The organism is Dyadobacter fanqingshengii (genome assembly GCF_023822005.2).
Classification (GTDB): Bacteria; Bacteroidota; Bacteroidia; order Cytophagales; family Spirosomataceae; genus Dyadobacter; species Dyadobacter fanqingshengii.
Genome location: NZ_CP098806.1, coordinates 6,030,288 through 6,053,395 on the forward strand (window position 1 = coordinate 6,030,288; position 23,108 = coordinate 6,053,395).

Annotated in this window: 18 protein-coding genes; 3 read left to right on the forward strand and 15 right to left on the reverse strand. The window is 45.4% G+C overall.

The window, feature by feature from the left end; genetic code table 11:
- Window positions 1–152: 152 nt before the first annotated feature.
- Window positions 153–821, reverse strand: a complete 669-nt coding sequence (locus NFI81_RS25330) for a porin family protein (protein WP_234615626.1) — start codon at window positions 819–821, stop codon at window positions 153–155.
- A gap of 252 nt (window positions 822–1,073) precedes the next feature.
- On the opposite strand from NFI81_RS25330, the gene leuS reads away from it, so the two are divergent.
- Window positions 1,074–3,881 (forward strand): leucine--tRNA ligase, encoded by a 2,808-nt coding sequence (leuS, locus tag NFI81_RS25335; RefSeq protein WP_234615625.1) that lies wholly within the window; start codon window positions 1,074–1,076, stop codon window positions 3,879–3,881.
- A 107-nt stretch (window positions 3,882–3,988) separates the two neighbouring features.
- Here leuS and NFI81_RS25340 read toward each other — a convergent pair whose 3' ends face one another.
- Window positions 3,989–4,369: a T9SS type A sorting domain-containing protein gene (locus NFI81_RS25340; protein ID WP_234615624.1), complete on the reverse strand. Its 381-nt coding sequence runs from the start codon at window positions 4,367–4,369 to the stop codon at window positions 3,989–3,991.
- Window positions 4,370–4,527: 158 nt separating this feature from the next.
- On the opposite strand from NFI81_RS25340, the gene NFI81_RS25345 reads away from it, so the two are divergent.
- Complete coding sequence (locus NFI81_RS25345; protein ID WP_234615623.1) at window positions 4,528–5,331, forward strand: glycoside hydrolase family 25 protein; 804 nt, start codon at window positions 4,528–4,530, stop codon at window positions 5,329–5,331.
- Here NFI81_RS25345 and NFI81_RS25350 read toward each other — a convergent pair.
- The 11 genes from NFI81_RS25350 to NFI81_RS25400 form a co-directional block, all read right to left on the reverse strand.
- The gene (locus NFI81_RS25350) at window positions 5,328–6,386 is read right to left on the reverse strand and encodes an agmatine deiminase family protein (RefSeq protein ID WP_234615622.1); all 1,059 of its coding nucleotides are present in this window, start codon (window positions 6,384–6,386) and stop codon (window positions 5,328–5,330) included. The two genes, NFI81_RS25345 and NFI81_RS25350, sit on opposite strands and share 4 nt — an antisense overlap.
- A 128-nt stretch (window positions 6,387–6,514) precedes the next feature.
- The gene (locus tag NFI81_RS25355) at window positions 6,515–7,102 is read right to left on the reverse strand and encodes a hypothetical protein (RefSeq protein ID WP_234615621.1); all 588 of its coding nucleotides are present in this window, start codon (window positions 7,100–7,102) and stop codon (window positions 6,515–6,517) included.
- Between the two features lie 22 nt (window positions 7,103–7,124).
- Complete coding sequence (locus tag NFI81_RS25360) at window positions 7,125–8,219, reverse strand: AEC family transporter (RefSeq protein ID WP_234615620.1); 1,095 nt, start codon at window positions 8,217–8,219, stop codon at window positions 7,125–7,127.
- Between the two features lie 230 nt (window positions 8,220–8,449).
- Entirely contained in the window at window positions 8,450–9,640 is a 1,191-nt protein-coding gene (locus NFI81_RS25365) for a pyridoxal phosphate-dependent aminotransferase (RefSeq protein ID WP_234615619.1), read from the reverse strand.
- A gap of 106 nt (window positions 9,641–9,746) precedes the next feature.
- On the reverse strand, window positions 9,747–10,229 hold the full coding sequence (locus tag NFI81_RS25370) for a hypothetical protein (protein ID WP_234615618.1): 483 nt from the start codon (window positions 10,227–10,229) through the stop codon (window positions 9,747–9,749).
- A 38-nt stretch (window positions 10,230–10,267) separates the two neighbouring features.
- Entirely contained in the window at window positions 10,268–11,746 is a 1,479-nt protein-coding gene (locus tag NFI81_RS25375; protein WP_234615617.1) for a SusD/RagB family nutrient-binding outer membrane lipoprotein, read from the reverse strand.
- Between the two features lie 39 nt (window positions 11,747–11,785).
- Window positions 11,786–14,944, reverse strand: coding sequence for a SusC/RagA family TonB-linked outer membrane protein (locus NFI81_RS25380; RefSeq protein ID WP_234615616.1), 3,159 nt, complete (start codon window positions 14,942–14,944; stop codon window positions 11,786–11,788).
- 792 nt (window positions 14,945–15,736) lie between these two features.
- Window positions 15,737–16,645 carry a carbon-nitrogen hydrolase gene (locus NFI81_RS25385; protein WP_255717595.1) on the reverse strand — a complete coding sequence of 303 codons (909 nt, stop codon included), beginning with the start codon at window positions 16,643–16,645 and terminating at the stop codon, window positions 15,737–15,739.
- 40 nt (window positions 16,646–16,685) lie between these two features.
- Complete coding sequence (locus NFI81_RS25390) at window positions 16,686–17,669, reverse strand: glycosyltransferase family 9 protein (RefSeq protein ID WP_234615615.1); 984 nt, start codon at window positions 17,667–17,669, stop codon at window positions 16,686–16,688.
- A complete protein-coding gene (locus tag NFI81_RS25395) occupies window positions 17,662–18,576 on the reverse strand; it encodes a lysophospholipid acyltransferase family protein (RefSeq protein WP_234615614.1) in 915 nt (304 codons plus the stop codon). Before NFI81_RS25395 ends, NFI81_RS25390 begins: the two co-directional genes overlap by 8 nt.
- 101 nt (window positions 18,577–18,677) lie before the next feature.
- Complete coding sequence (locus NFI81_RS25400; protein WP_234615613.1) at window positions 18,678–19,577, reverse strand: lysophospholipid acyltransferase family protein; 900 nt, start codon at window positions 19,575–19,577, stop codon at window positions 18,678–18,680.
- A gap of 105 nt (window positions 19,578–19,682) precedes the next feature.
- Between NFI81_RS25400 and NFI81_RS25405 the strand changes: the two genes are divergently transcribed.
- Window positions 19,683–20,024, forward strand: coding sequence for a hypothetical protein (locus NFI81_RS25405; protein WP_234615697.1), 342 nt, complete (start codon window positions 19,683–19,685; stop codon window positions 20,022–20,024).
- Here the strand turns inward: NFI81_RS25405 and cobA are convergent.
- Both cobA and NFI81_RS25415 read right to left on the reverse strand, forming a co-directional pair.
- A complete protein-coding gene (gene cobA, locus NFI81_RS25410) occupies window positions 20,021–20,794 on the reverse strand; it encodes a uroporphyrinogen-III C-methyltransferase (protein ID WP_234615612.1) in 774 nt (257 codons plus the stop codon). The genes NFI81_RS25405 and cobA overlap by 4 nt on opposite strands.
- Window positions 20,795–20,874: 80 nt before the next feature.
- A complete protein-coding gene (locus NFI81_RS25415; RefSeq protein ID WP_234615611.1) occupies window positions 20,875–23,103 on the reverse strand; it encodes a ferredoxin-like domain-containing protein in 2,229 nt (742 codons plus the stop codon).
- Window positions 23,104–23,108: the final 5 nt, after the last annotated feature.

A 23,108-nucleotide genomic window follows, 5' to 3' on the forward strand; every position in this document is an offset into this window, starting at 1 on the left:
TCGGCCTGTAATGTATGATTTCGTATACAGGCAATTTAGGTAAAGAAATGCAAAAGTAGAAATCACGGGCAGAATCAAAGGCATTATCCCAAAAACAAAAAACGGGACTCGTTTTCACGCAAGTCCCGTTTGTATTACATATGGTTTCCGGATCAAAAAATCGCAAAGCCAAGAGTCGCCTGGAACAAATTGCTCTTTTTGCCAAACTGTGAAGCGGTTGTAGCATTATCAAATTCCACTTTCACAATGTCTGTGAAATTTCCTTCATAACGCACATCCAGGCTCAATCTGCCAAAATCAACGCCAACACCGGCCTGGTAACCGTAAGCCAGGCGGTTTTTGAATTCCGCCGAGTTTTCGCCCGTAATAACATCAAACGAATCACCGATTTTACCGTTATTCGACAATCTCAATGAAGCCATAGGGCCCACATTGATGCGGAAGAACTTCGCAACTCTGATCCCAAACAAGATCGGCACGTCCAGGTTTGAGAAGCGAACATCAACTTTTCCATTCGAATCCTGCACGCCGTCTTCATACACATTGAAACGACCTCCCTTTTGGGATAATAAAATCTCAGGCTGGATATAGAATGTTTTACCAAAGCGGAAAAAAACACCTCCCGCAAAGCCAAGGGAACGGTTGTCGTTGTCTTTGAAATTGAACGGGTTGTTGCCCGATGCAAGGGTCAGGTCGTTGCTGCCATTAATGTTGGACATGTTCGCTCCTGCCTTAATCCCGAATCTGAAAGCCGGGTCGTATTGTGCTGACGCCGCATAGCTTATCGTCATCATGCACAGCGCAATCATAAAATTTTTCATGTTGGTTTCTGGTTAGTAGATATAATTGAATTAATAAAAAATCTTAAAAACGCGTGCCCGAAAGCCAGGCCTGCAATTGCGTATGAAATGGGAATTAGTTTCTACAAGGATTCGGGAACCGCGCGGATCGCGACGTAATGTGACGTAGGGTAAACCTTATTACAATCAAAAACGCTATTTTTGCGGTCAGTTTTGAAATTTGGCAAGGCAGAGAGCCAGCCACTATCGTAATAAGGAAATACAGAGACAGTTATGAGTGATTATAGTCATCGGGAAATAGAGCAGAAATGGCAGCAATATTGGGAAAGCCACGGCACATTTAATGTTGAAAACCAATCGGACCTTCCCAAATATTATGTGTTGGACATGTTCCCGTATCCCTCGGGAGCCGGATTGCATGTAGGACACCCGCTGGGATACATTGCATCCGATATTTATTCCCGTTACAAAAGGCTTAAAGGGTTTAACGTGTTGCATCCGATGGGTTTCGACAGCTTCGGGCTTCCCGCCGAACAATACGCAATCCAGACCGGGCAGCATCCCGCCATCACGACGGAACAGAACATTACCCGCTACATTGAGCAATTAAAAAATCTGGGTTTCAGCTACGACTGGAAACGCGAAGTGCGTACTTCTGACCCAAATTATTATAAATGGACACAATGGATCTTCATCGAGCTTTTCAAGAGCTGGTATAACAACGATTCCAGTAAGGCTGAGCCGATTGAATCTTTGATTTCCATCTTTGAAAAAAGCGGAAACAAAGGCGTTAATGCACCTTGTGATGAGGATACGCCGATTTTCACAGCACAAGAATGGAGCAGCTGGTCAGAAGAGGACCAGTACAAGTTGACATTGAAATACAGGCTTACCTATGTGGCGGACGCAACGGTAAACTGGTGCGCGGGACTGGGTTCGGTGCTTTCCAATGATGAGGTGAAGGATGGCGTTTCAGAGCGTGGCGGATTTCCCGTTGTCCAAAAATTAATGCGCCAGTGGATGATGCGCATTACGGCCTACGCCCAGCGGTTAATCGACGGATTGGACACAATTGACTGGACCGAATCACTGAAAGAACAGCAGCGCAACTGGATCGGAAGATCGGTGGGCGCGTTGGTGAAATTCGACATTGATGGGCATGATAATGTGATCGAGGTGTTTACAACCCGCGTGGATACGATCTATGGCGTCACATTTATGGTGTTAGCGCCTGAACACGAGCTTGTTGATATGATTACAACGCCCGAGCAGCGCGGCGATATTGACGTGTATATCGCTTCAACAAAGAAAAAATCGGAGCGCGACCGGATGTCCGATGTAAAAACGGTTTCGGGCGCATTCACGGGTGCTTATGCTGTAAATCCTTTTAACGATGAAAAAATCCCTGTTTATATAGCCGATTATGTGTTGGCAGGTTATGGAACAGGCGCTGTGATGGCGGTTCCGTCCGGTGACCAGCGCGACTGGAATTTTGCGCAGCATTTCAATTTGCCGATCATTCCCATTCTGGATTCACAAAAAGAAACGGAAACACAAGCAGATTCGACCAAGGATGGTCATTATATCAATTCAGGCATGATCAATGGCTTGACTTTTCACGAAGCCAATAAAGTTTTGATCAACTGGCTTGAAGAAAAAGGCATTGGAAAAGGCAAAATCAACTATCGACTGCGTGATGCCGTTTTCAGCCGTCAGCGTTACTGGGGCGAGCCTGTGCCTGTTTTTTATAAAAATGACAGCACCGGGCAACCGCTTCCTTACTTATTGGGAGAAAACGAATTGCCATTAAACTTGCCTGAGGTTGACAAATATCTGCCGACAGAAAACGGCGAGCCGCCGTTGGGCCGTGCACAGGATTGGGCGCATGGTTCCGGCAATGGCTACGAACTGAGCACAATGCCGGGATGGGCGGGAAGCAGCTGGTATTGGTATCGCTATATGGACCCGAAAAACCAGGAAGAGTTCGCTTCGAAAGAATCGATCGATTACTGGCGCGACGTGGATTTATACATTGGCGGAACCGAGCACGCAACCGGACATTTGTTGTACAGCCGTTTCTGGAACAAATTCCTGAAAGACCGTGGATTTGTACCGGAAGAGGAGCCATTCAAAAAGCTGATCAACCAGGGAATGATCCAGGGTCGCAGCAATTTTGTTTATCGGGTAAAAGGCGATGATTACAGCAGTCCCGTTTTTGTAAGTGCCGGACTGCGTGCGCAATATGACGTTTCTGCATTGCATGTGGATGTGAATATCGTTGAGAATGATGTTTTGGACGTAGAGAAATTCAAGGCAACCCGCCGTGACATTGTTGGGGAGAACCCGACATTCATCTTGGAGGATGGCAAATATGTGTGCGGTGTGGAGGTGGAGAAAATGTCGAAATCCAAGTTCAACGTGGTAAATCCGGACGACATTGTGGAGCGTTACGGAGCAGACACATTGCGTTTGTATGAAATGTTTTTAGGGCCGTTGGAGCAGGCTAAGCCCTGGAATACCAATGGGATAGACGGAACATATCGTTTTATCCGCAAGCTGTGGCGGTTGTTCTATAATGATGCAGGACAATGGATGGTGAAGGACGTTCCGGCTAAACCGGAAGAGTTGAAAATTTTGCATAAGACCATCAAAAAAATTGAAGAAGACATTGAAAACTTCTCCTTTAACACCGCAGTAAGTGCTTTTATGGTGTGTGTCAATGAGTTGGGTGCTGTGAAATGTCAGAGCAAAGCTGTTTTACAGGAGCTTGTCGTTTTACTTTCCCCATATGCGCCCCATATCAGCGAGGAGTTGTGGGATCTGTTGGGCAATGAAAAAGGAATGGTGTCAAAAGCAGCTTTCCCGAAATGGGAATTACAGCACGTTACCGATTCGGTTTTTGAATATCCGATTCAGATCAATGGAAAAGTAAGGGCATCATTAACATTCGCATTGGACACGCCGGCATCCGAAATCGAGAAGGAAGTGTTGGCAAATGAAACCGTGCAGCGCTGGATGGAAGGAAAAGATGCCAAAAAGGTGATTGTCGTTCCGAGGCGGATCGTAAATGTTGTGATCTGATATAAGGTTATAAATCAATGCAAAAGGGCCGCTGTTGTTTAAACAGCGGCCCTTCTTTTATTTTTCTGGCTAACTTTTTATTTTTTCATGGCTCATATTTTGGCTTCTTACCGAAGGCTGATCGCGCGTTGGGTGTATTTTTCAGCCACTTCAATGGTTTTGCTGTATCGTTCACCGTTGCTGAAAATCTCAATAGTGTAGCTTCCTTCCGGTAAGTTATTGATATCGAGTATCTTTCTTATTTTGTCAACTCTTTTGTTAAGCGTTTCGTGGTAAATGGCTTTGCCACTTTTATCGGTCAACGTCAGCACTGCATTGGCATTATTGTATTTATCTACACTTACGAAAAGCTTGTGGCTTTTGCTTACAAAGATGCCAGTTCCGAAACCGGTCACTTTTTTGTTTTCTTTTTCGTCAGCGAATGTATTGAAAGCGAAAGAAGCAACGAAGGCGATTACTAATGCTAAGGTTTTGAATGAAGTTTTCATGGCTAACAGTTGTTTAAGGTTCTGGTCTTTTGTTCCGTTTGAACATGACAAACATAATGCTATGGAAGGTACTATGCATAACATAGTACATGGATGGTTGAATTGGAAAATGAATGGTAGAATACTTAAAACAATGATCTTTCGTACTTTTGCACGGTATGGCAAAAAGGAAAGGTCGGGCTTCGGCGGCCAAAGTAAAGTATTTGAAACCATTGCCTGCAAAAGGCTGGGCGATTATAGCCGGGTTGATTCTGTTTATTGGCGCCCTCATTTGGTGGAGGGATAAGAAAGACGTTAATCAATGGGAATTCATCGCCAAGTTTGGGATCAAATTGCCGCTCCGCTACGCCATTCATGGCATCGACGTCTCGCACCACAATGCAAAGATCAATTGGGATAAGCTGAAAAAAACACGTTCGGAGAATGTCGGGATTGATTTTGTCTACATGAAGGCCACCGAAGGCGCCACGCATCTCGACAGACAATTTAAGCGGAACTGGGCCGAGGCAAAGCGGGTAGGGATGCGTCGGGGCGCTTATCATTTTTACAATCCAAGGGTGATGTCAGACAGGCAGGTGCAAAACTTCATCGGACAAGTGCGGATGGAGCCGGGCGATCTGCCACCGGTCCTGGATCTGGAAACCCACGCCAGCAAGCCGGACGACATTATTATAAAAGGCGTAAAAAACTGGCTGGAACAAATTGAAGCACATTACGGCGTAAAGCCAATCATTTACGTCAATGAATATTTTTACAAAAAATACATTGCCGGAAACTTCGACGAATATCCCCTTTGGCTGGCCGGTTACTCCCGCACGCACCTGGACGACCTGGCTTCTGATGCACACGTCCTCTTCTGGCAACACAGCGAAAAAGGCTGGGCGGATGGGATTCGTGGGTTCGTGGATTACAATGTGTTTCTACACGAGCCAGAAGATTGGGCGGATTTGGCGAATAATTAAACCAACGGCTCCTGCTGGCTCAGACAGTGAAAACTCCCTTGCCCCCAGATGATCTCAGTAGCCTCGAGCGGAATGATCTTCCTCTCTGGAAATGCTTTTTCAAGAATGTCGATTGCAATCTGGTCATTGGGATTATTGAAAACGGGTGTAATAACGCCTGCATTACAGATCAGGAAATTAGCATAAGAACCCGGCGTGCGGAAATTGTCTATAATGACGGCTTTCGGCATCGGGATCTCGATGATATTCAATTGCTTACCATTAACCAGGCGCATGCTTTTCAGCATTTGCAGATTGGTTTGCAGTATTTCAAAATTCTCATCATTAGGGTCATGTTCAACGCAGGCGATGACAGTGTCTTCATTGATAAAGCGCGTGGTGTCATCAATGTGGCCGTCTGTATCGTCGCCAACTATGCCGCCTTCTACCCACAGAACCTGCTGGATCCCATAATATTGACAAAGGATTTCCTCGATCCGGTCCTGATTTAAATGCGGATTCCTATTCAGGTTTAGTAGGCACGATTTGCTGGTCAGCAAGCTTCCTGCTCCGTTGAATTCCACTGCGCCACCTTCCATAATGATCCCGGGGTTGAAAACCATCAGGTTAAGATGTTCCGCAACGGCAGTAGGCGTGCGGTTATCGGCGTCATAGGGCGGATATTTGCCTCCCCATGCATTATGACCCCAATTCACGATCGCTTTTTCCTTTGTTTTTTCATTGATGACAAAGCAAGGCCCGTGATCTCTGCACCAGGCATCGTTTGTTGGTTTTATTACAAATTCAATTTTAGAAAGATCTACACCGGTCGATTCCAGCTTTTTTAAAATGAAATCTTTCAGATTTGGATCATTGGCTATAATACCGACATGCTCTCCCTGGCTGATGGCTTTAATGAAGGCCAGATACTGCGGAAGCATCTTAGCAAGCCGTTCACCCTGCCATGAAGCTTCGTTATGTGGAAATGTAAGCCAGGTGGCCCGATGCGGGAACCACTCGGCTGGGAAGCTGAAACCTAGTTCTTTCGGAGTCAATGAAGTGTTGATATAAGGCACAATTAAAACTTTTTGCTAAGGCAAAGGTCGGAAAGGTTTTGCTGACTGGCAATTGCAAAGCCGTAATGTATAAATAAAAACGGGACGCAGTTACCTGCATCCCGCCAAAGAAAATTGAGTAAATAATGTTATTGCGCAACCATTACATTGTCTACCAGATAAGTGCCGTCCTCCGTTTCAAGGTTATAGGCCTTTGAAACGAACCTTGCATTTTCCTTCACAGCGCCTACTTTCCAGGACGAAACTATGCCCGTAGCAGGCTCATAATGATAGAGAATGTCGTTTTTGCCCAGTTTTTTCAAGCGTTTTTTCCCTCTGTTGGTCTGCACGCGGTGGTTAGGCGTTGCTTCCAGCAGGAGAGCGGGGATCATTTTGGGGTCGTAATTGGCGATTCCGTCGACGGGACGCAAATAAATAGCAGTAAGTGAAAAGTCAGGTTTGTTATACACATCAATTTGTTTTACCTGCGTAGCCACGCTTTTTCCGCCTTTGCAGGTTTTTACATGCTCACCCACTTTTATATCCGCAATCGATTTCACGCTTCCGTCGGCCATGGTAACCGGCGCGTTGTCGGAAAAATAGCGATGTCTTTTGGTCTTCCTGGACACTTTAATGGTTAGTTCTGATTTGACATTGTCGGTAGCCGGAATGTCGGTTTGGGCAATCAGATTGAATGAAAAGAGGGTTAGGACAGACGATATTGCGAACTTGTGCATAAATGTGGTTTTGATTTGAAAATCAGGCTTTGGACACTTTTACAAACACCTTACTTAAAGCGTTTGGGACCGCGCCCAGGACAATAAATATCATCCCGCTCGTCAGCAGCGTAGATGTATGCGCGAAAAACGAACCTGATGAAAGAATAGCGAGGATCAGGATGGTGGAAAATGGCAATGAAAATGCCAGCAGCAACACAGCCAGTTCCAGGTCAAATGTTCTTTTTTCCTTCGGCAGACCTTTGGCATCTTCCCGCAAGTTGAATGCTGAAATGTGCGCCAATGGCCAGAAACTAGCTGCGCTCAGCGGAATAACGATCGCCAGCAAGATCATGGAAAGGTCCGTGATATGCAGCACGTAGATCATTCCGGCGCTGATGATCATGGTAATGCCTGCGCGGAAGAACAAAATGCTGGCTACAATGCGTTTTTTGCCTTCTTTAAGCTGAACGGCCAATCCAATGAATAGCAGCACGAGCGGCGTCATCATAGCGCTGGTTTTATCGAATATTTCTGTTACAACAAATGGTAAGCTATTGTAATTGATTCCTACACTCAGAAGGATGATCGCGAGGAAAATCAGGATATTAATAGGCTCCTGAAACATGCTGGCAAACAGGCTTTTCAGTTTTCCGCCCATTTTCGTTTCCTTATCATCGCTGTTTTTAAGGAACATATTCATCGCAAGAATGTACAATGAAATCAGTACAAAAAACTTGTTACCCACATCCGCCAGCGCTGCAATAGCCAGGCTTTTTTCACCTAAAAATTCTGCAATAAACGGGAAACAGGATAGGCCCGGCGCAAGCGATGGGATAAGCATCATCATGGTCCTTCCTGTCGGGCTGTTTTTTTCAATACCAAACAATGAGAATGCAAGCGGCGCGGAGAAGAACATCAAAAAGTTGAAAACCAGCGTCACCACCGGAATGATGATCATGGACGAATCTATATCAATCTTCATCAGAGAAATAAAGATCGTCGAAGGCAATGCAACGGACAGAATGATCTCCTTAATCCCGTTTGTCTGGTCTTTGTTTTTGAATTTGGATTTGAGAAGAAGCCCCAAACCAATTAGTAATAAGAGTGTTATGGTCTTTTGCAATGCATCACTCATGATCAAAAGAAATTTGAATGGTCAATGGGTACAATGAAGATTTAAGAGGGTAGGTTGGGTTCTTGAATATTTTATAGGAGTGGCCCTTCGGCTACGCTCAGGGTGACAGGCCGCTTGTGAGCGGGCAGGGTACATCAGAGCCGTCAGTCTAGGCATTAAGCCTGTTCTGTCAGCCTGAGCATTAAGCTTGTTCTGTCAGCCTGAGCGGAGTCGAAGGCAAGTGCACAATGTTAACTCAGCTGGTTAAGCGCACCAACAAATGCTTTCATTTCGTCCATTGTTCCGATACTGACACGGCACCATGGTTTGTTTTGGATATCAAATGACCGCACGGCAACGCCTTTATCGCTCATTTTGGTCAGGAGTTCCTTACCTGTAATGCTGATCGGGAACAGTACGAAGTTGGTATAAGACGGAATGTATTTGTATCCCAGTTTGTCCAGGTTTTCGTATAGATAAAGTTTCGCTTCGTGGTTCAGCTTGCGCGTGGTATCCTGGAATTGATTGTCGTCCAGACTTGCAGATGCTGCGAAGATAGAAGTATAGGAAATGCCCATTCCGCCACGTGTGATCTTATTGATGCTTGCCAGGTAAGTAGGAAGCGCAACCATGTAACCAACGCGGATACCAGCCATTCCCATGATTTTGGAGAAAGTACGGGCAACGATTACATTTTTCTTTTGTGTCAATAGCGAAACCATGCTCTGTGTGTCGGCGCCAACAGCCAGCTCAATGTAAGCTTCGTCAACGAATACAGGCACTTTTTCAGAAACACGTGAGCAGAAATCCAACAGATCCTGTCCTTTTGTGATAGCACCGGTTGGGTTGTTTGGGTTACAAACGTAAACCAGTTTTGTTTCGCTGTCGATGGCAGCTTCCATGGCTTTCAAGTCGTGTGACCAGTCAGCTGTGCAAGGAACCGGTTTCCAGGTTGCACCTACGGATTTGGCAACTTGCACCAGGGACATATAACAAGGATCGGCCGAAACAATGTTTCCTTTGCCATTCATGAATGTTACCAAAGCCACTTTTTCCAAAAGATCCGATGAGCCCGGACCCATCATAATGTGGTCGGCAGTAACACCTTCTTTTTTCGCTATTTTGTCGATCAGGTCATACATTTCTTTCCATGCATAACGGTTTCCGTTTTTAACAGAATCCGCAACGGCTTTTTGTGCAGACATCGGCGGGCCGTAAGGATTTTCATTGGAGTTTAGTTTCGCAATGATCTTAGGCGCTTTGAAGTCGTTTGGAAGGAAATGTTCCCTTACCATTGGGCTGCGGAAAATACGGTTTTCAGGATCCAGGCTAAGGGGTGCATTCGCAAAAGCGCCCATGCTAAGATGAGGTGCCAAAGTCATTCCTCCGATTGCCATTAAACCGGATTTTAACAGATTTCGACGGTCCATTTTTTGAGTCATTGTTGTATTGTTTAGTAATATGTGACGATAAATATTTGTGGTAAAGTTCTCGATACAATATACAAAATAAACAAACCTACTATATCATAGCAGGCTTGTTTTTCAGCTAGTTAGCTTGTACCTGCGAGTATCTTGTGAACGCAATTCCCTTGTACGTTCCCGTCCAGGAGATCTTGGTTACGGCACCCGCTTTTGGTGCTGCAACGCCCAGCTCTGCCCAGGTTTTATCGATCGTTACCAGGCCTTGTGCATTGGATGTCACTTCGCCCAGAACGGCTCCTGTACGCAATGTGATTTTGATCGCAACATTAGGAACGGGGATGGAATCAATGCCCTTGGTATTATCCAGAATGTTGGTCTTATCCAGTTCCAGTAACCTGGCCGAAAGCGTAAGTTTTGGGGCCGTTGCCTGGTAACCCACTGTTGGTTCACTCGCAATGGGTGCACCAAATGCCGCACCGACGATATCAACCAGTACTGGTGCTACATCCACGTCCAGGAATGGGTCTTCTTCTTTGCAGGACGCCATTCCGAGGGAAAGTGCAACTGCGAGGCAAAGTGCGGGAAAGTATGTTTTGATATTTTTCATAATCTCGATTCTTGATAAATATGGAAATGATTACCTGCTTACTTTTCGGCCCACCACAACTTGGTTTTCATGTCGTTAGGACCCCCGTTCAAACCTTCTCCTGCTTTCACAGCTTCGGCATTCAATGAATATTCCGAGTTGGGGTAAGGGAAACGGGTTGGCAGGATGCCTCCATTCTGCAAGACTGCGCGTGGATCAACCGCGGGGAAGACAGGAAAACCAGTTCTGCGCCATTCTGCCCAGGCTTCCACTCCCTGACCAAATAATGCCACCCATTTTTGCTCCAAAACTTTTTCTCTGGTTACTGCTCCGAGTTTGGTAACGAATGAGGCAGGAGGCGTTAGACCATATTGTGCAAATGAAGCGGCTATACCAGCGTCAAAGTAAGTTTTTGCGCTTCCTGTGATCTCTCCGTCCAATGCTGCCTCAGCAAGGATGAAGTTCAGTTCTGCGAAAGTCATGATCACTTCCGGCGATTCCGGCTTCGTGAATGCGTCGCCGATCGTTGAGCTTGTGGCCAGATACGTCGTTGCGATCGCATCGGGCAAGCCATTTGGGTGGCCTTCGTATTTACCGTCTTTATTTACATTGGCATATTTGGTGATGCGGCTGTCGTCCAGTGCATTCATTTTGTCAGCCAGTGTTTTGCTAATGTTCCAGTCCGTCCGGCCATCTTGTTTCATTACCTGATTCCACTCATTATTGCTTGGCAAAACGGCTGTGCAATTCAGCTGTGCATTGTCTGCATTGCTTGTGAAAATCGGGAACTTGGCAGCGTCACCCACGATCTCGGCCATGATGGCTTTGGATTCGGCAGGTTTCTTGGCAGCCTGGCGGTTGGCCAGGCGAAGGCGTAAAGAGTTGGCGAATTTTTTCCATTTCAAAATATCACCTGAATACAAAATATCGCCCGCAATGGCTGGGCCACCTACAACTAATTTTTCGTTCGCCATTTTCAGGTCGTTCAGCATGCCTGCGTAAACAACATCCATAGGGTCGTATTTGGGCGTGTAAACCGGTGCGTCAGCTGTCCCTTTGATCGCGTCGTTGTACGGAATGGCTCCGTAAAGGTCTGTTAGTAAGGAGAAAACCCATGTCCGCATGACCAATGCAACGCCTTCGTAATTAGAATTCGGAGTTGCAGCTCCCTCGCCGGTCATCGAAATGATGCGTTGGAAGTTCAGCTGGGAATCGTTGTAGAAACCCTTCCAGTTATTAGCAACCAATGCAGGGGAAACGGTGTAGTCATCACCTTCATTGGAATAAATGTTACGGGTCAAATGCTGTACGTACAATTCAGCCGCGTCAATGTTAATGCGCTCGAAACGGGTCCGGTGTCCCCAGTAACGGTCGATGGCTGTTTCAATGCCCGTAGGAAGCAGATACTGAGGACCGATGGCCGTGGGGCTGTTCGGACTCGTATTCATGTCATCAAAATCTTTGGTGCAGCTTGATGCAGTCAGAATTCCTGCAAGCGCCGTCATCCAAATGGTTTTATGATTTAATATATTTTTCATTTTGAAGAATCTTTAAGGTCAGTAAACTGGATGACTTGATCAGAATGACAATGACAGGTTCATACCTACGCTGCGTGAGCTAGGCAGCTCGCCGTAACCGAAACCTTGTCCGTTTCCTCCTTTTGCATCAATTTCAGGATCGATATGCGGCGTGTTTTTGAAGATCATCCACACATTGCGTCCTACTACTGAAAGTTTTGCAGACTGGATTTTGACCTTTTTCAGGAATGAAGGACTAATGCTGTAACCCAGTGACACTTCGCGAAGCTTCACATAACTCGCATCGAAAATCGCTGACTCGTGATAGTTTCTGGGGTTGCTGTAACCGTAAAGCTGGTTTGCCGTTACGATGACGTCATTTGGAATGTACGATTTGGTTCCGTCCGCTCCTGTGAGCTCGCGCACTCCTTTTCCGATTACACCTTCCTCGCGGCCCAAAGCTGTTTCTGCATATTGACCAGTCCAGCGGGCAGTTCCCGTTCCTTCGTCATAAATGTCCCCGCCGATGCGAAGATCAACCAAAGCGCTTAGTGAGAATCCTTTGTAGTTCAATGTGTTAAGCACGCCACCGATGAAGTCAGGCTGCACATTACCCAGCTTTTGGTTTGATACAGTAACAGGTAAGCCGTTAGCTCCGTAAACAATTTGTCCGTCCGGTGATTTCTGGAAACCAACTCCGTAGAATGTTCCATAAGCTTCTCCTACGCGTGCTTCTGAGGACATTCCTCTTTGCGTGGCCAATGTGTAAGTGGTCAATCCTTCTGCCAGCTCAACCACTTTGTTGCGGTTACGAGCGTAGTTTACAGAAACCTCCCAGCTAAATCCATTCGACAATTTTACCGGTGTTCCGGACAATGTTACTTCAACCCCTTTGTTGGTGATCTTTCCTGCGTTCAGGATTCTTTTGTCATAACCGCTTGCTTTGGAGATCTCAACACCCAGGATCTGATCCTTCGTGGTCTGATCGTAATAGGTTACATCCAAACCGATTTTTCCTTTGAAGAAACGCAAGTCAGCACCTAATTCAAGACCTGTTGTGATCTCGGGTTTCAGATCAGCGTTTGCGATCTGAATGTTCTCGGCAAATTTTGGTACAGCCCCGTTCCATGATCCGCTTGCGGTGAATGTTTGTGCAAGCTGGTAAGGAGTTGCATCATTACCCACCTGTGCGTAGCTGGCGCGAAGTTTTCCAAATGAAAGAACATTGCTTTTCAGGTCCAACAATTCGGTGAATACAGCGCTTACTGATGCAGAAGGGTAGAAGTAAGAACGTGCATTCGCCGGCAATGTGCTCGACCAGTCGTTTCTGGCAGTGAGGTCAAGGAAAAGGGCGTTTCTCCATGAGAAGTTAGCTGTTCCAAACAAGCTTTGTGTTTCAGATTCCTCGATCTTGCTTTCAATGGTGTTGGCGCTAGGGACAGAGTTTCCTGCATTATATAAGCCGTCCACAACCATTTCACCCACAGCGAAGTAATTTCTCTTGTAATAGTTTTTGCGCTGAATCCCACCGAACTGAACATTCAATCCAAAATCATTGGTAATGTTCTTGTTATAAGTCAGCATGAAATCCGTGTTTGTTTCCTGGCTGCGCAGCACTTCTTCGTTAAAGCGGCCCGGTGTCCTTGTACCGTTACGAACGCGAAGGAAGTTAGTAACATTGATACGCGTATCAGACCAGTAATCCGTTCCCGAGCGGAGCATTAGGGACAGTGAAGGCAGGATTTTGTAATTCAAAGCGATGTTTCCCAGCAACCTGTCTTTCTCGTTGCCGGAAGGCATCATTTTTTGAGAGAAGTAAGGGTTTGTGAAGAATGTATGCTGCCAGTTTGGTGGATCTGTATCACCTACTTTCTGGTTGTGCACATCGTTGTATTGTTCGTAGTTACGTAGTTGGTCCCACGAAACACTGCGGTGTGACCAGATAAATTCCTGTCCGCCTGCATAGCTGCGGTTGTCCGAGCCTGATTTGATATACTCACCGGACAATGTAACGCTGATGTTCTTGGTCAGATTATAACCGGAATTGATACGGAAGTTGTTTCTATGGAAATCATTGTAATACATGATCCCTTTCTGATCCACGCGGCTCAATCCCAATCGGAAATAACCTTTGTCGTTACCGCCTGAAAGCGCCACACTGTTTGTGATCGTGCGGCCGGTTTGCCAGTATTCTTCCCAGTTGTTAGGCTGAGGAGTCAGTGGCGCAACATCGTCACCAGTCCACCACTGTCTCACCATACGGCCATCCATAGGCGCTCCCCAGCTTTCATCCGTTCCTTCTGAGCCAGCCAGAGGATATCTTGCATCATAAACAGCTCTGTATTGTGCGATTTGCGCCGGATCAGTGATAGCAGAACTCCATCCGTCGTTATACCACGTCCTGTAACCGCTTCCGCCACCGTATGTATTTTGAAAATCAGGTTTGATCCACGGGCGTTCGAATGTAATGTTTGAGTTGATTTCAACACCCAATCCTTTTGTTCCCTGTCCGTTTTTAGTTGTAATTAATATAACCCCGTTGGCTGCGCGTGAACCATACAATGCAGCCGCATTAGGGCCTTTCAGAACCGACATTTCTTTAATGTTGTCCGGGTTAACCTCCGAAATTCCTCCGCCAAGCGTCTTGTTCGCAGTTTGTTCCATCGGCACACCGTCGATAACGATCAACGGCTGGTTGTTGCCTGAAACAGAAGAAGAACCCCTGATCTGGATGGTCGAGCTGCTGCCCGGGCCACCATTGGATTGAACGCGTACGCCTGCGATCTTACCTGATAATGCGTTGGCTACGTTTGTAGACCTTGATTCTGTTAACGAGCTTCCTTTTACTTCCTGAACCGTGTAGCCCAGTGCTTTTTTCTCACGTTCAATACCGAATGCGGTAACTACCACCTCGGCAAGTTGTCGTGTATCGGCGTCAAGTTTGATATCGAATTGTGTCTGGTTTCCGATTGGTAGTTCTTTAATAAGGAAACCCACATAAGAAACTACAAGAATTCCATCACCCGGAACAGAAAAACTGAATTTTCCGTCTGCGTCCGCGTTTGAACCTACGTTGGTTCCTTTAAATATGATAGAGGCGCCAGCGAGTCCGAGACCATCGTCGGCTGCTGATATCTTGCCGCTGATCTGACGCACCTGAGCGTAAGCAAGCGGAGAACACAAACAGACCCATAATAATAAGAGTAGAACTTTACGCATGGGAGAAGATGAGTTAAATTGTTGTTAGGTATCAGTAATAGGAGGAGAAAAAAGTTATGGCTGTGTGGTGTCCACGTTGCCGTGCGCCGCACACACTTTCGCGTGGACAGAACAACACAGCCATAAGCTTGCAAAACTGCTTTTCCGGAAAGCAATACCCTCTTAAATCGAGGACAGACAGTATTTCAAAGTTTAGGCAAAGACAAAAAAATCCCTGCGTCGACATTTTGCCTGTCCACGGTGTTCTTGGTAAACCCTGTATTAAAAAAATTATATTGTATCAGGTCAGAACATGCCGGATAAATCTTTGAGAGATAATCGGCCTTGGTAAATGTTCCCCCTGATACAGTCAGATATATTCATGTGCGGCTGGAATATATCTTGTATTCAGAAGTTCAGTCATTCGTTTAACGACTTGTCAAATATACTGACAATGTGAAATAATGCAAGAGAATAAACCGAAAAATTGAAGTTTTTTGCAATTAAAATTGGTCATTTAAAATGTTTATAAAATGTTTTGGTAATAATTTTATAAATAATTTAAATTTCCCGTTTTGACAGAATCTCTATGCGTTCGATAGACTTAAAATTTCAAATCTGTCAATTAATTGGCTAAAATTGAGATGATTATATACGTAAAATTTGCTTTTTAAATAAAATATCGGTTACATAAGTCAATTATTCAACCTGTTTTCGCTCAAAATGCAAAAAGTAAAAAAGAGGACTCCATTGCGGGAACCCTCTTTTTTGTAAACATCTGTAAACTAAGAATAATTATATTTCTATCTAGTACTAATCAATGTAGCGTTTGAGAATTGGCTTGTAGGAATCAATCCGGCGGTCTCTCAGAAACGGCCAGGTCGTTCTGTAAAAATCAAGCTTTTGCAGGTCAAGTTCTTCTACGTGTGTCACTTCGTCCTCGTGCGGCGCGAGATAGAGTAGGCGGCCCTGAGGGTTGGCGATGAACGATCCGCCCCAGAACTGCTGGTCTGCTTCGCGTCCTGTCCGGTTCACGGAAACGACGTAAACGCCATTGGCAACTGCATGCCCGCGTTGAATGGTTTGCCACGCGCCATATTGCTCTTCATTAATGACCGGGTCCGTTTCATTCGTATCCCAGCCGATGGCAGTGGGGTAAAAAAGGATTTCGGCGCCCATCAGACTTGTAATGCGTGCTGCTTCCGGGTACCATTGATCCCAGCAGATTAACACCCCGATTTTGGCAAATTTTGTATCAAAAACCCGGTAACCATCTTTATCGCCGGCTTCGCCCGCAGATTCACCCGTTGCGGCATCACCCGGAGTGAAGTAAAATTTTTCGTAATAACCCGGATCGTCGGGAATGTGCATTTTGCGGTATTTGCCTAAGTAAGCACCGTCGGCGTCCAGCACCGCTGTTGTATTATGGTAAAGACCATGTGCGCGTTTTTCAAAAAGTGACGCAATGATCACAACGCCCAGTTCCTTTGCCAGTGCACTTAACGACTCCGTAGAGGGCCCGGGAATGGGTTCTGCAAGCTGGAAATTGGTGTGATCTTCCACGTCACAGAAATACAGCGAACGGAAAAGTTCTTGAAGACATACAATGTTGGCGCCCTTCGCTGCTGCGTCACGGATTCCCTGAACGGCTTTTTGAAAATTCGCCTCAATGTCTTCCGTGCAGCTCATTTGGACAATGCCAATATTTACTTTCTTATTCATGAATGGTCGTTTGTGATCTTGATGTTCAGCAATTTTAACACTATTTGTCCTCCGGTAGTTCTTTGATGGGAAAGTCAAAGGAAAGCTCGTTCATGCATTTAAAATGTTTTTGCGGACACGCTTTATATCCGATCTTGGAACATGGCCTGCATTTGAGGTTATTATTTTCGAGCACTTCAAAAGCTGTTTTATAAGGATACATGCCAAAACCCGGAATGGTATTTCCCCAGATCGAATACACTTTCTTTTTAAATGCCGACGCAACGTGCATAAGGCCCGTATCATGCGAAAACACGATCAGCGATTTTTGCACCAGCGAGGCGGATTGATTGAAATTGTATTTTCCGCAAGTGTTCAGGATCAGATCGTCGCCGATAGCAGTCCGAATGGCTTCACCCGCATCAAAATCTTCTTTTCCGCCCAATAAAACGATAGGGAAATTGATTTTCCTGCAAAGTTCTATCATTCTGGGCACAGGCAGCTTTTTCGTGTTATGCTGTCCTCCGATGGCGTAGGCGACAAATGCCTGCCGATGCGTTGGCGGAAGCCAGCTGGTTTCCACATTATCCTTATATGGAATGAAATAGTCGAGTCCCTGACCGTCACTTGTTACCTGGAAAACATGCAATGTCTCCATATAGCGGTCTACAATGTGGATGTTAGGCAGATAATCGACCTTGAATGTCGTCAGGAGCCATTTCAGCGCATTTAATTTATCAAAACTGAATGCTTTAACGCCCAGCGCAACCTTAATGCGCAGCGTTCTGATGTTGGCGTGGAGGTCAATAATGTAATCGAAATGTTCTGCTTTGAGTTGTGTGAGGACCGGATTAATGTCCTTATCCAGCAGCCATATTTTGTCTACATAGGGATTGTCGGCAAGCAGGAACTGGAATTTTGATTTGGTAAAATAGTGAATTTCAGCATTAATCTGTTGTTTCAAACACCTTATCACCGGCGTGGTAAGCACAATGTCACCAATGGACGAGAAACGCAGGATAAGGACTTTTACGGGTTTATTCACTTTTTATTTCTTGTCGTAATTGAAAGGGCAGCAGGTTTTGCGGCCTTGTATGTTTCCACCTTTTGTGGCTCCATAGCCAGTTATCGGGCTGGCGTTTAATGTCTTTTTCCAGGTATTCAATCTGGCTCTGGAGGATCTTGTTGGCTGGTTCTTTCTTCGGATTTTCGGTGATTAATTTAAAATAGGAGCGGTAAAAACCCCTTTTTTGTTCGTCACGTAAAATGCCCATGTATAATACCGGCACATTCAGTCGTTTGGCGATCAACTCGCCGCCCCGAAAAATTCCGGTGTCCTGGTTCAGAAAATTAGTCCAGTAAGCCTTATCCGGACTTGGCGATTGATCATTCACCAACACAAACAGAAACGGCTTCTCCCTCGGCGCCATCGCACGGACCATCGCGTCTTTCATCGGGATCATTTCGGTCCCGAATTTCGTCCTCACTTTTTTAAACCAATCCTCAAAAATTTCATTGGCCAGCTCGTGGTAAACGACCACAATTTGGTAGGATAATTTGGCAGAAGCAAATAAGTTGAGCATTTCCCAGTTTCCCAGATGCCCGGAAACGACAACGAGGCTTTTTTGCTGCGCATAATAATGATCCAGCAATTCGGTTTCCAGCTCGAACCGGCTGAGCAGATCATTCTTTGTAATTGATCTCAGTTTTATCGTTTCAAAGACAATGTCGGTGAAATTTTGATAGTATCGGCGGGCGATGCATTCTATCGTATTTTCGTTATAAGTCGGGAAGCTGTTTCTCAAATTTGCAAAAATGACCTGCTTTCTGTATTGGCCAATGTCGAAGATGAGGAAGCGGAAGATATCGGAAAGCTTATATATTTTTTTCCAAGAAAGCCTCGAAATTGCTGTCAGAAGGAACAGTAATAGTCGGGTGGAAAGTTTTTTCATTGCGTTGAGTCCTAATGCATTGAAAAAACCGAATTCACAAAAGGTTTAGTTCCTCGAAATGTCACTTTTCGAAGACTTAGGGATCGAAAATATAGTAATAATCAAGCCAGGGTTTGCTCTGGTTTCAGGCAATCCGGGCGCTTGTGTTTCCACCGCCTGTGACTCCAAAGCCAGTTATGAGGCTGTAAATTGATGTCTTTTTCAAGGATACGCAGCTGTTTTTCAAGAATTGCGTTGTTTGGAACCTCTTTTGGAGTCTGCGTGATGATTGAAATATCCACGTGATAGTAACCTCTTTTGTCGGCGACTTTACAGAAATCCGCGTATAAAACAGTCAGATTGTACCGTCTCGCAATGGTCTCCACGCCCCGAAAAACGCCGGTGTCCTGGTGTAGGAATTTTGTCCAGAAAGCGGTTTTCGGATTGGGTGACTGATCATTGGCGAGCACGACAACGTAAGGTTTTTCTCTCGGTTTTTGTAATTCCTTGAAAATTGTATCCATAGGAACGAGCTTCGCCCCGAATCTTGTCCTCAGGTCCAGAAACCACTGGTCAGAGGCTTTGTTTTGCAATGGCCTGTACACCACAATGCATTCATGGGTGAAGCAAAGCGAGGAAAAAAGGTTTGCAAGCTCCCAATTGCCGCGGTGGCCCATCAGATATATAATGTTAGTTTTATTATTGTAAAGCTCATCCATCATACTGATATCACCTTGCAGGCGCTCCCGCACGCATTCCGGGCTGGCAGTACGAAACTTAATGGTCTCGACGATCAGGTCTGTAAAATGGAGTTGAAAATCCTTGGCAATGCACGAGAGCTCGGCATCACTTTTATCCGGGAAACTATTTCTAAGATTTTGGCGGATTACATTTTTCCGATAGCCGCCAAGCGTGAAAATAGACCAGCGAAGAAAATCAGAAAGCCGGAAAGCGTTCTTCCAGGAAAGTTTTGAAACTTGATTTAGTATTAAAAAAAGAAACTTTGAAACTAAAATGTGCATGCAAATATTTTTTGCAATGATACGTATATATTATATCTATACGAAATACTGGTTTTTAAAGGTGTAAATTCTTAAATTCACTCTTTCAATCCAATAAATAACGACATCTTGGAAGGAATATTTGACATCAAGAACGATCGGCGTCTGAGCATGTATTTGTACAGGGTGGGGTTTGGCATGTGGCTGATGTATCTCATTTTAGGAGCACCTGCATTGCGGACATTTATGCATTACCGTCAGGATTGCGGGTTGATTTCTTTCGTGCTGATGATCTTTGGATTTACTGCTTCTATGGTATACGATTATTTTCATCACCACAACCAGTATGAAATGAAGAAAAAGTGGCTGTTTATCAGCTATGCGGTGTTGGCAGGCATCATTTACTTTCTTGAATTCCGTGGAAAGGAGAACTTGATCGATATCAATTGGATTTTGAGCCTGCTCTAATTTACTTCAGTGGCAACCGATCTTCCTTGCTGAATCATCTGCCCAATGTGCTTATAGCTCAAATCTGGTAGTGCGGCAACTTTTCCAATGACGATGATTGCCGGCGATGCGATCTCGCTCACCTGAGCCAGTGTGGCAATGTTGCTGATTTTTCCTGTCACAACTTTCTGATTTTCCAATGTCCCGTTCTGAATGATGGAAATGGATTCGTCCAGCTTGTCCAGCGCTGCGTAAATGTCCACGATCTCCTGCAACTTATGCAAGCCCATTAAAACCACAACCGTGGCCGTCGACTGAGCAGCCAGAAGAAGGTCATCAGACAATGCATGGTTCTTCGTTGTGCCCGTGATGACCCAAAAGCTTTCACTCAATCCCCTTGAAGTCAAAGGAATGCCAGCCAATGCAGGAGCTGCATAACTGCTTGAAATGCCGGGAATAACTTCGGATTCAATATTGTGTTGGGCAGCGTAAAGAATCTCTTCGTAACCTCGCCCGAAAATAAAGGAATCGCCACCTTTCAGGCGAACAACTTCTCCATAAATGAGCGCGTTATCTACGATAAGTGCATTAATTTCATCTTGTGCACAACTTGTTTTACCAAAACGTTTGCCCACAAGGATCTTAACGCAGTCTTCCGGGCAGTAATCCAGAAGTGAGGGGTGGGCGAGGGAGTCATACAAAACAACCTTTGCTTTTTGTAATGCTTTAATCCCTTTCAAGGTGATCAGGTCAGGATCGCCCGGCCCGGCACCGATGAGTGTAAGTTTCATATTGTCAAGACTTTCGCTTTCGGCTGTCAGCAATCCAGCATAATGCTCGATGTGCCAACAGCCGATCGCTTCAAGTCATTTTAACTATCTTTTCCGAATGACAATTCCTGCAAAACCGGCTCGCCGGTTTCTACCAATTGCGCTTCACGTGTATCGCGGACGAAATTCAAAAACTGCTTGGCAGTGTTGAGGAAGTAAGTCGCAAATTCCTGTGTCGGCTCAAATTTATTAATGCTGAAAGCCAGTGAACGGAAAGGTGCTTCCGATTTGTCTTCGAGTGCGAATTCGGCTGGCGTCTCATATTTGAAATCCTGTCCGAAATGCGTTTCAAAGTCATTCACGATGCCATACTGCGTGTTCAAGGTCACATCTTTGGTCATTAACAGACCTTTGGCTCCCGTAATCAACACATTATAAGCGTGGTAAATCGCATCCGCCCAGATTCCAGACTCGTAGTTTTCTTTGGCAAGATTCAATTTCTCCTGTCCTTCGGTGATGGTCGTAGCCACAAGGTCAACCAGCACACTCGCACATTCTCCAACTCCGATCTCCGTTTTGAACAACTCATCGTGGTCCCAATCGCGATAATCGTCGTCTTGCAAAGTGGTTAAATCTGCAATCGGTTTCAGCAATTGGAAGAAATAATTTTTAGTCTGACGCTGGTAATATTGGTTGTAATATTCGCCGTCATACGCATTGGTTTCAAAATCATTGAAAAGCGTGCGCAACACTTCCGGGCCACGTTTGGTAGGAACTTTGATTACTTTATCACCAATCAAACCAACACCATCGCCTGTAAAACCACCGCCGAGCAAAACCTGCAAAGCGGGAAGAACCAGCTTGCCATTTTTGATCGAACTTCCGTGGAAACCAATGTTGGATGCATTATGCTGGCCACAGCCATTCATACAGCCGCTAATTTTTATCTTAATATCCTGATTATAAATCATTTCAGGGAATTCGTCACGCATTACATCTTCCAAAACACGCGTAATTCCATAGCTGCTGGAAATAGCCAGGTTGCAAGTATCTGTTCCCGGGCAAGTGGTAATGTCCATGGTGCTGTCAAAACCAGGCGCTGCAAGTCCCAATTTCGCCAACTCATGATAAAGCGCAACCAAATCCTCGCCTTTTACAAAACGAAGGATATAACCCTGGTTAACCGTTACACGAATGTCGTCAGCAGCATATTGACGAACCAGATCCGCAAGCTGACGCGCTATATCCGAGTGCATATCGCCCAAAAGAACTCGCAATTGCACTGCGTACCAGCCTTTTTGTTTTTGTTCAAAAGTGTTGGTTCTCAACCATTTTGTAAAAATGTCCAGTTTATCTGCTTCAATGCTTTGAGAAGCAATGTTCAGAATTTCGGCTTCTGTCAAAGATGGACGCGGCGCGTAATCAATGGATTCAACTTTCTCGATTCCAAAAAGATCCTCGGGAATGGTGAACACCTTATTTTTAACAGCAATGCGTTGTTCTTCGACTCTTGCCATCATTTCTTCCAAACCAATGTCTGCCAAAAGAAACTTCATACGTGCCTTGTGACGACGAACGCGTTCTCCGTAACGGTCGAAAACACGGAGCAATGCTTCAATGAACGGAATAACTTTATCTTCTTCCAGAAACTCAAATGCGGTTTGGGCAGAAAAAGGCTGCGCGCCCAATCCGCCACCAATCAGCACTTTAAAACCTTTCACAGTTTCGCCAGCTTCATTCGTGCCCATTTTCGCAATAAGACCTACGTCGTGAATGAATGCCAATGCGGAATCTTTTTCAGAAGAAGAAACGGCAATTTTAAACTTCCGGCCCATATCCTGATTGATCGGGTTGCGGAGGAAATAGGTAAATATCGAATGCGTGATCGGTGTTACATCAAATGGTTCGTCCGGATCAATACCAGCCACAGATGAAGCAGTCACGTTACGAATTGTGTTTCCGCAAGCTTCTTTTAATGTGATGCCGGCATCTTCCAGATCAGCCCACAATTGAGGCGAATCGGAAAGCTTTACAAAGTGCAGCTGAATGTCCTGACGCGTGGTTGCGTGCAGGTTTCCGGTTGCGAATTTGTCGGAAGTATCCGCGATCCTGACAAGCTGGTCAGCCGTAATGCGTCCGTAAGGCAACTTGATACGGATCATTTGAACGCCTGGCTGGCGCTGTCCATAGACACCGCGTGTAAGCCTGAACTTACGGAAAGCTTCTTCGGGTGTTTCACCCGTATTAAATGCATTGATTTTTTGGTTCAAATCAATGATATCGCGCTTCGCAACGGCCGATACTTTGTCAGAAATCAATATTTCGCTCATGGTGA

What these genes read in the sequence shown, in the direction of transcription:
- NFI81_RS25330 (WP_234615626.1), bottom strand. Translation starts at nt 821, where the DNA reads ATGAAAAATTTTATGATTGCGCTGTGCATGATGACGATAAGCTATGCG.
- leuS (WP_234615625.1), top strand. Translation starts at nt 1,074, where the DNA reads ATGAGTGATTATAGTCATCGGGAAATAGAGCAGAAATGGCAGCAATAT.
- NFI81_RS25340 (WP_234615624.1), bottom strand. Translation starts at nt 4,369, where the DNA reads ATGAAAACTTCATTCAAAACCTTAGCATTAGTAATCGCCTTCGTTGCT.
- NFI81_RS25345 (WP_234615623.1), top strand. Translation starts at nt 4,528, where the DNA reads ATGGCAAAAAGGAAAGGTCGGGCTTCGGCGGCCAAAGTAAAGTATTTG.
- NFI81_RS25355 (WP_234615621.1), bottom strand. Translation starts at nt 7,102, where the DNA reads ATGCACAAGTTCGCAATATCGTCTGTCCTAACCCTCTTTTCATTCAAT.
- NFI81_RS25360 (WP_234615620.1), bottom strand. Translation starts at nt 8,219, where the DNA reads ATGAGTGATGCATTGCAAAAGACCATAACACTCTTATTACTAATTGGT.
- NFI81_RS25365 (WP_234615619.1), bottom strand. Translation starts at nt 9,640, where the DNA reads ATGACTCAAAAAATGGACCGTCGAAATCTGTTAAAATCCGGTTTAATG.
- NFI81_RS25370 (WP_234615618.1), bottom strand. Translation starts at nt 10,229, where the DNA reads ATGAAAAATATCAAAACATACTTTCCCGCACTTTGCCTCGCAGTTGCA.
- NFI81_RS25375 (WP_234615617.1), bottom strand. Translation starts at nt 11,746, where the DNA reads ATGAAAAATATATTAAATCATAAAACCATTTGGATGACGGCGCTTGCA.
- NFI81_RS25380 (WP_234615616.1), bottom strand. Translation starts at nt 14,944, where the DNA reads ATGCGTAAAGTTCTACTCTTATTATTATGGGTCTGTTTGTGTTCTCCG.
- NFI81_RS25385 (WP_255717595.1), bottom strand. Translation starts at nt 16,645, where the DNA reads ATGAATAAGAAAGTAAATATTGGCATTGTCCAAATGAGCTGCACGGAA.
- NFI81_RS25395 (WP_234615614.1), bottom strand. Translation starts at nt 18,576, where the DNA reads ATGAAAAAACTTTCCACCCGACTATTACTGTTCCTTCTGACAGCAATT.
- NFI81_RS25400 (WP_234615613.1), bottom strand. Translation starts at nt 19,577, where the DNA reads ATGCACATTTTAGTTTCAAAGTTTCTTTTTTTAATACTAAATCAAGTT.
- cobA (WP_234615612.1), bottom strand. Translation starts at nt 20,794, where the DNA reads ATGAAACTTACACTCATCGGTGCCGGGCCGGGCGATCCTGACCTGATC.
- NFI81_RS25415 (WP_234615611.1), bottom strand. Translation starts at nt 23,103, where the DNA reads ATGAGCGAAATATTGATTTCTGACAAAGTATCGGCCGTTGCGAAGCGC.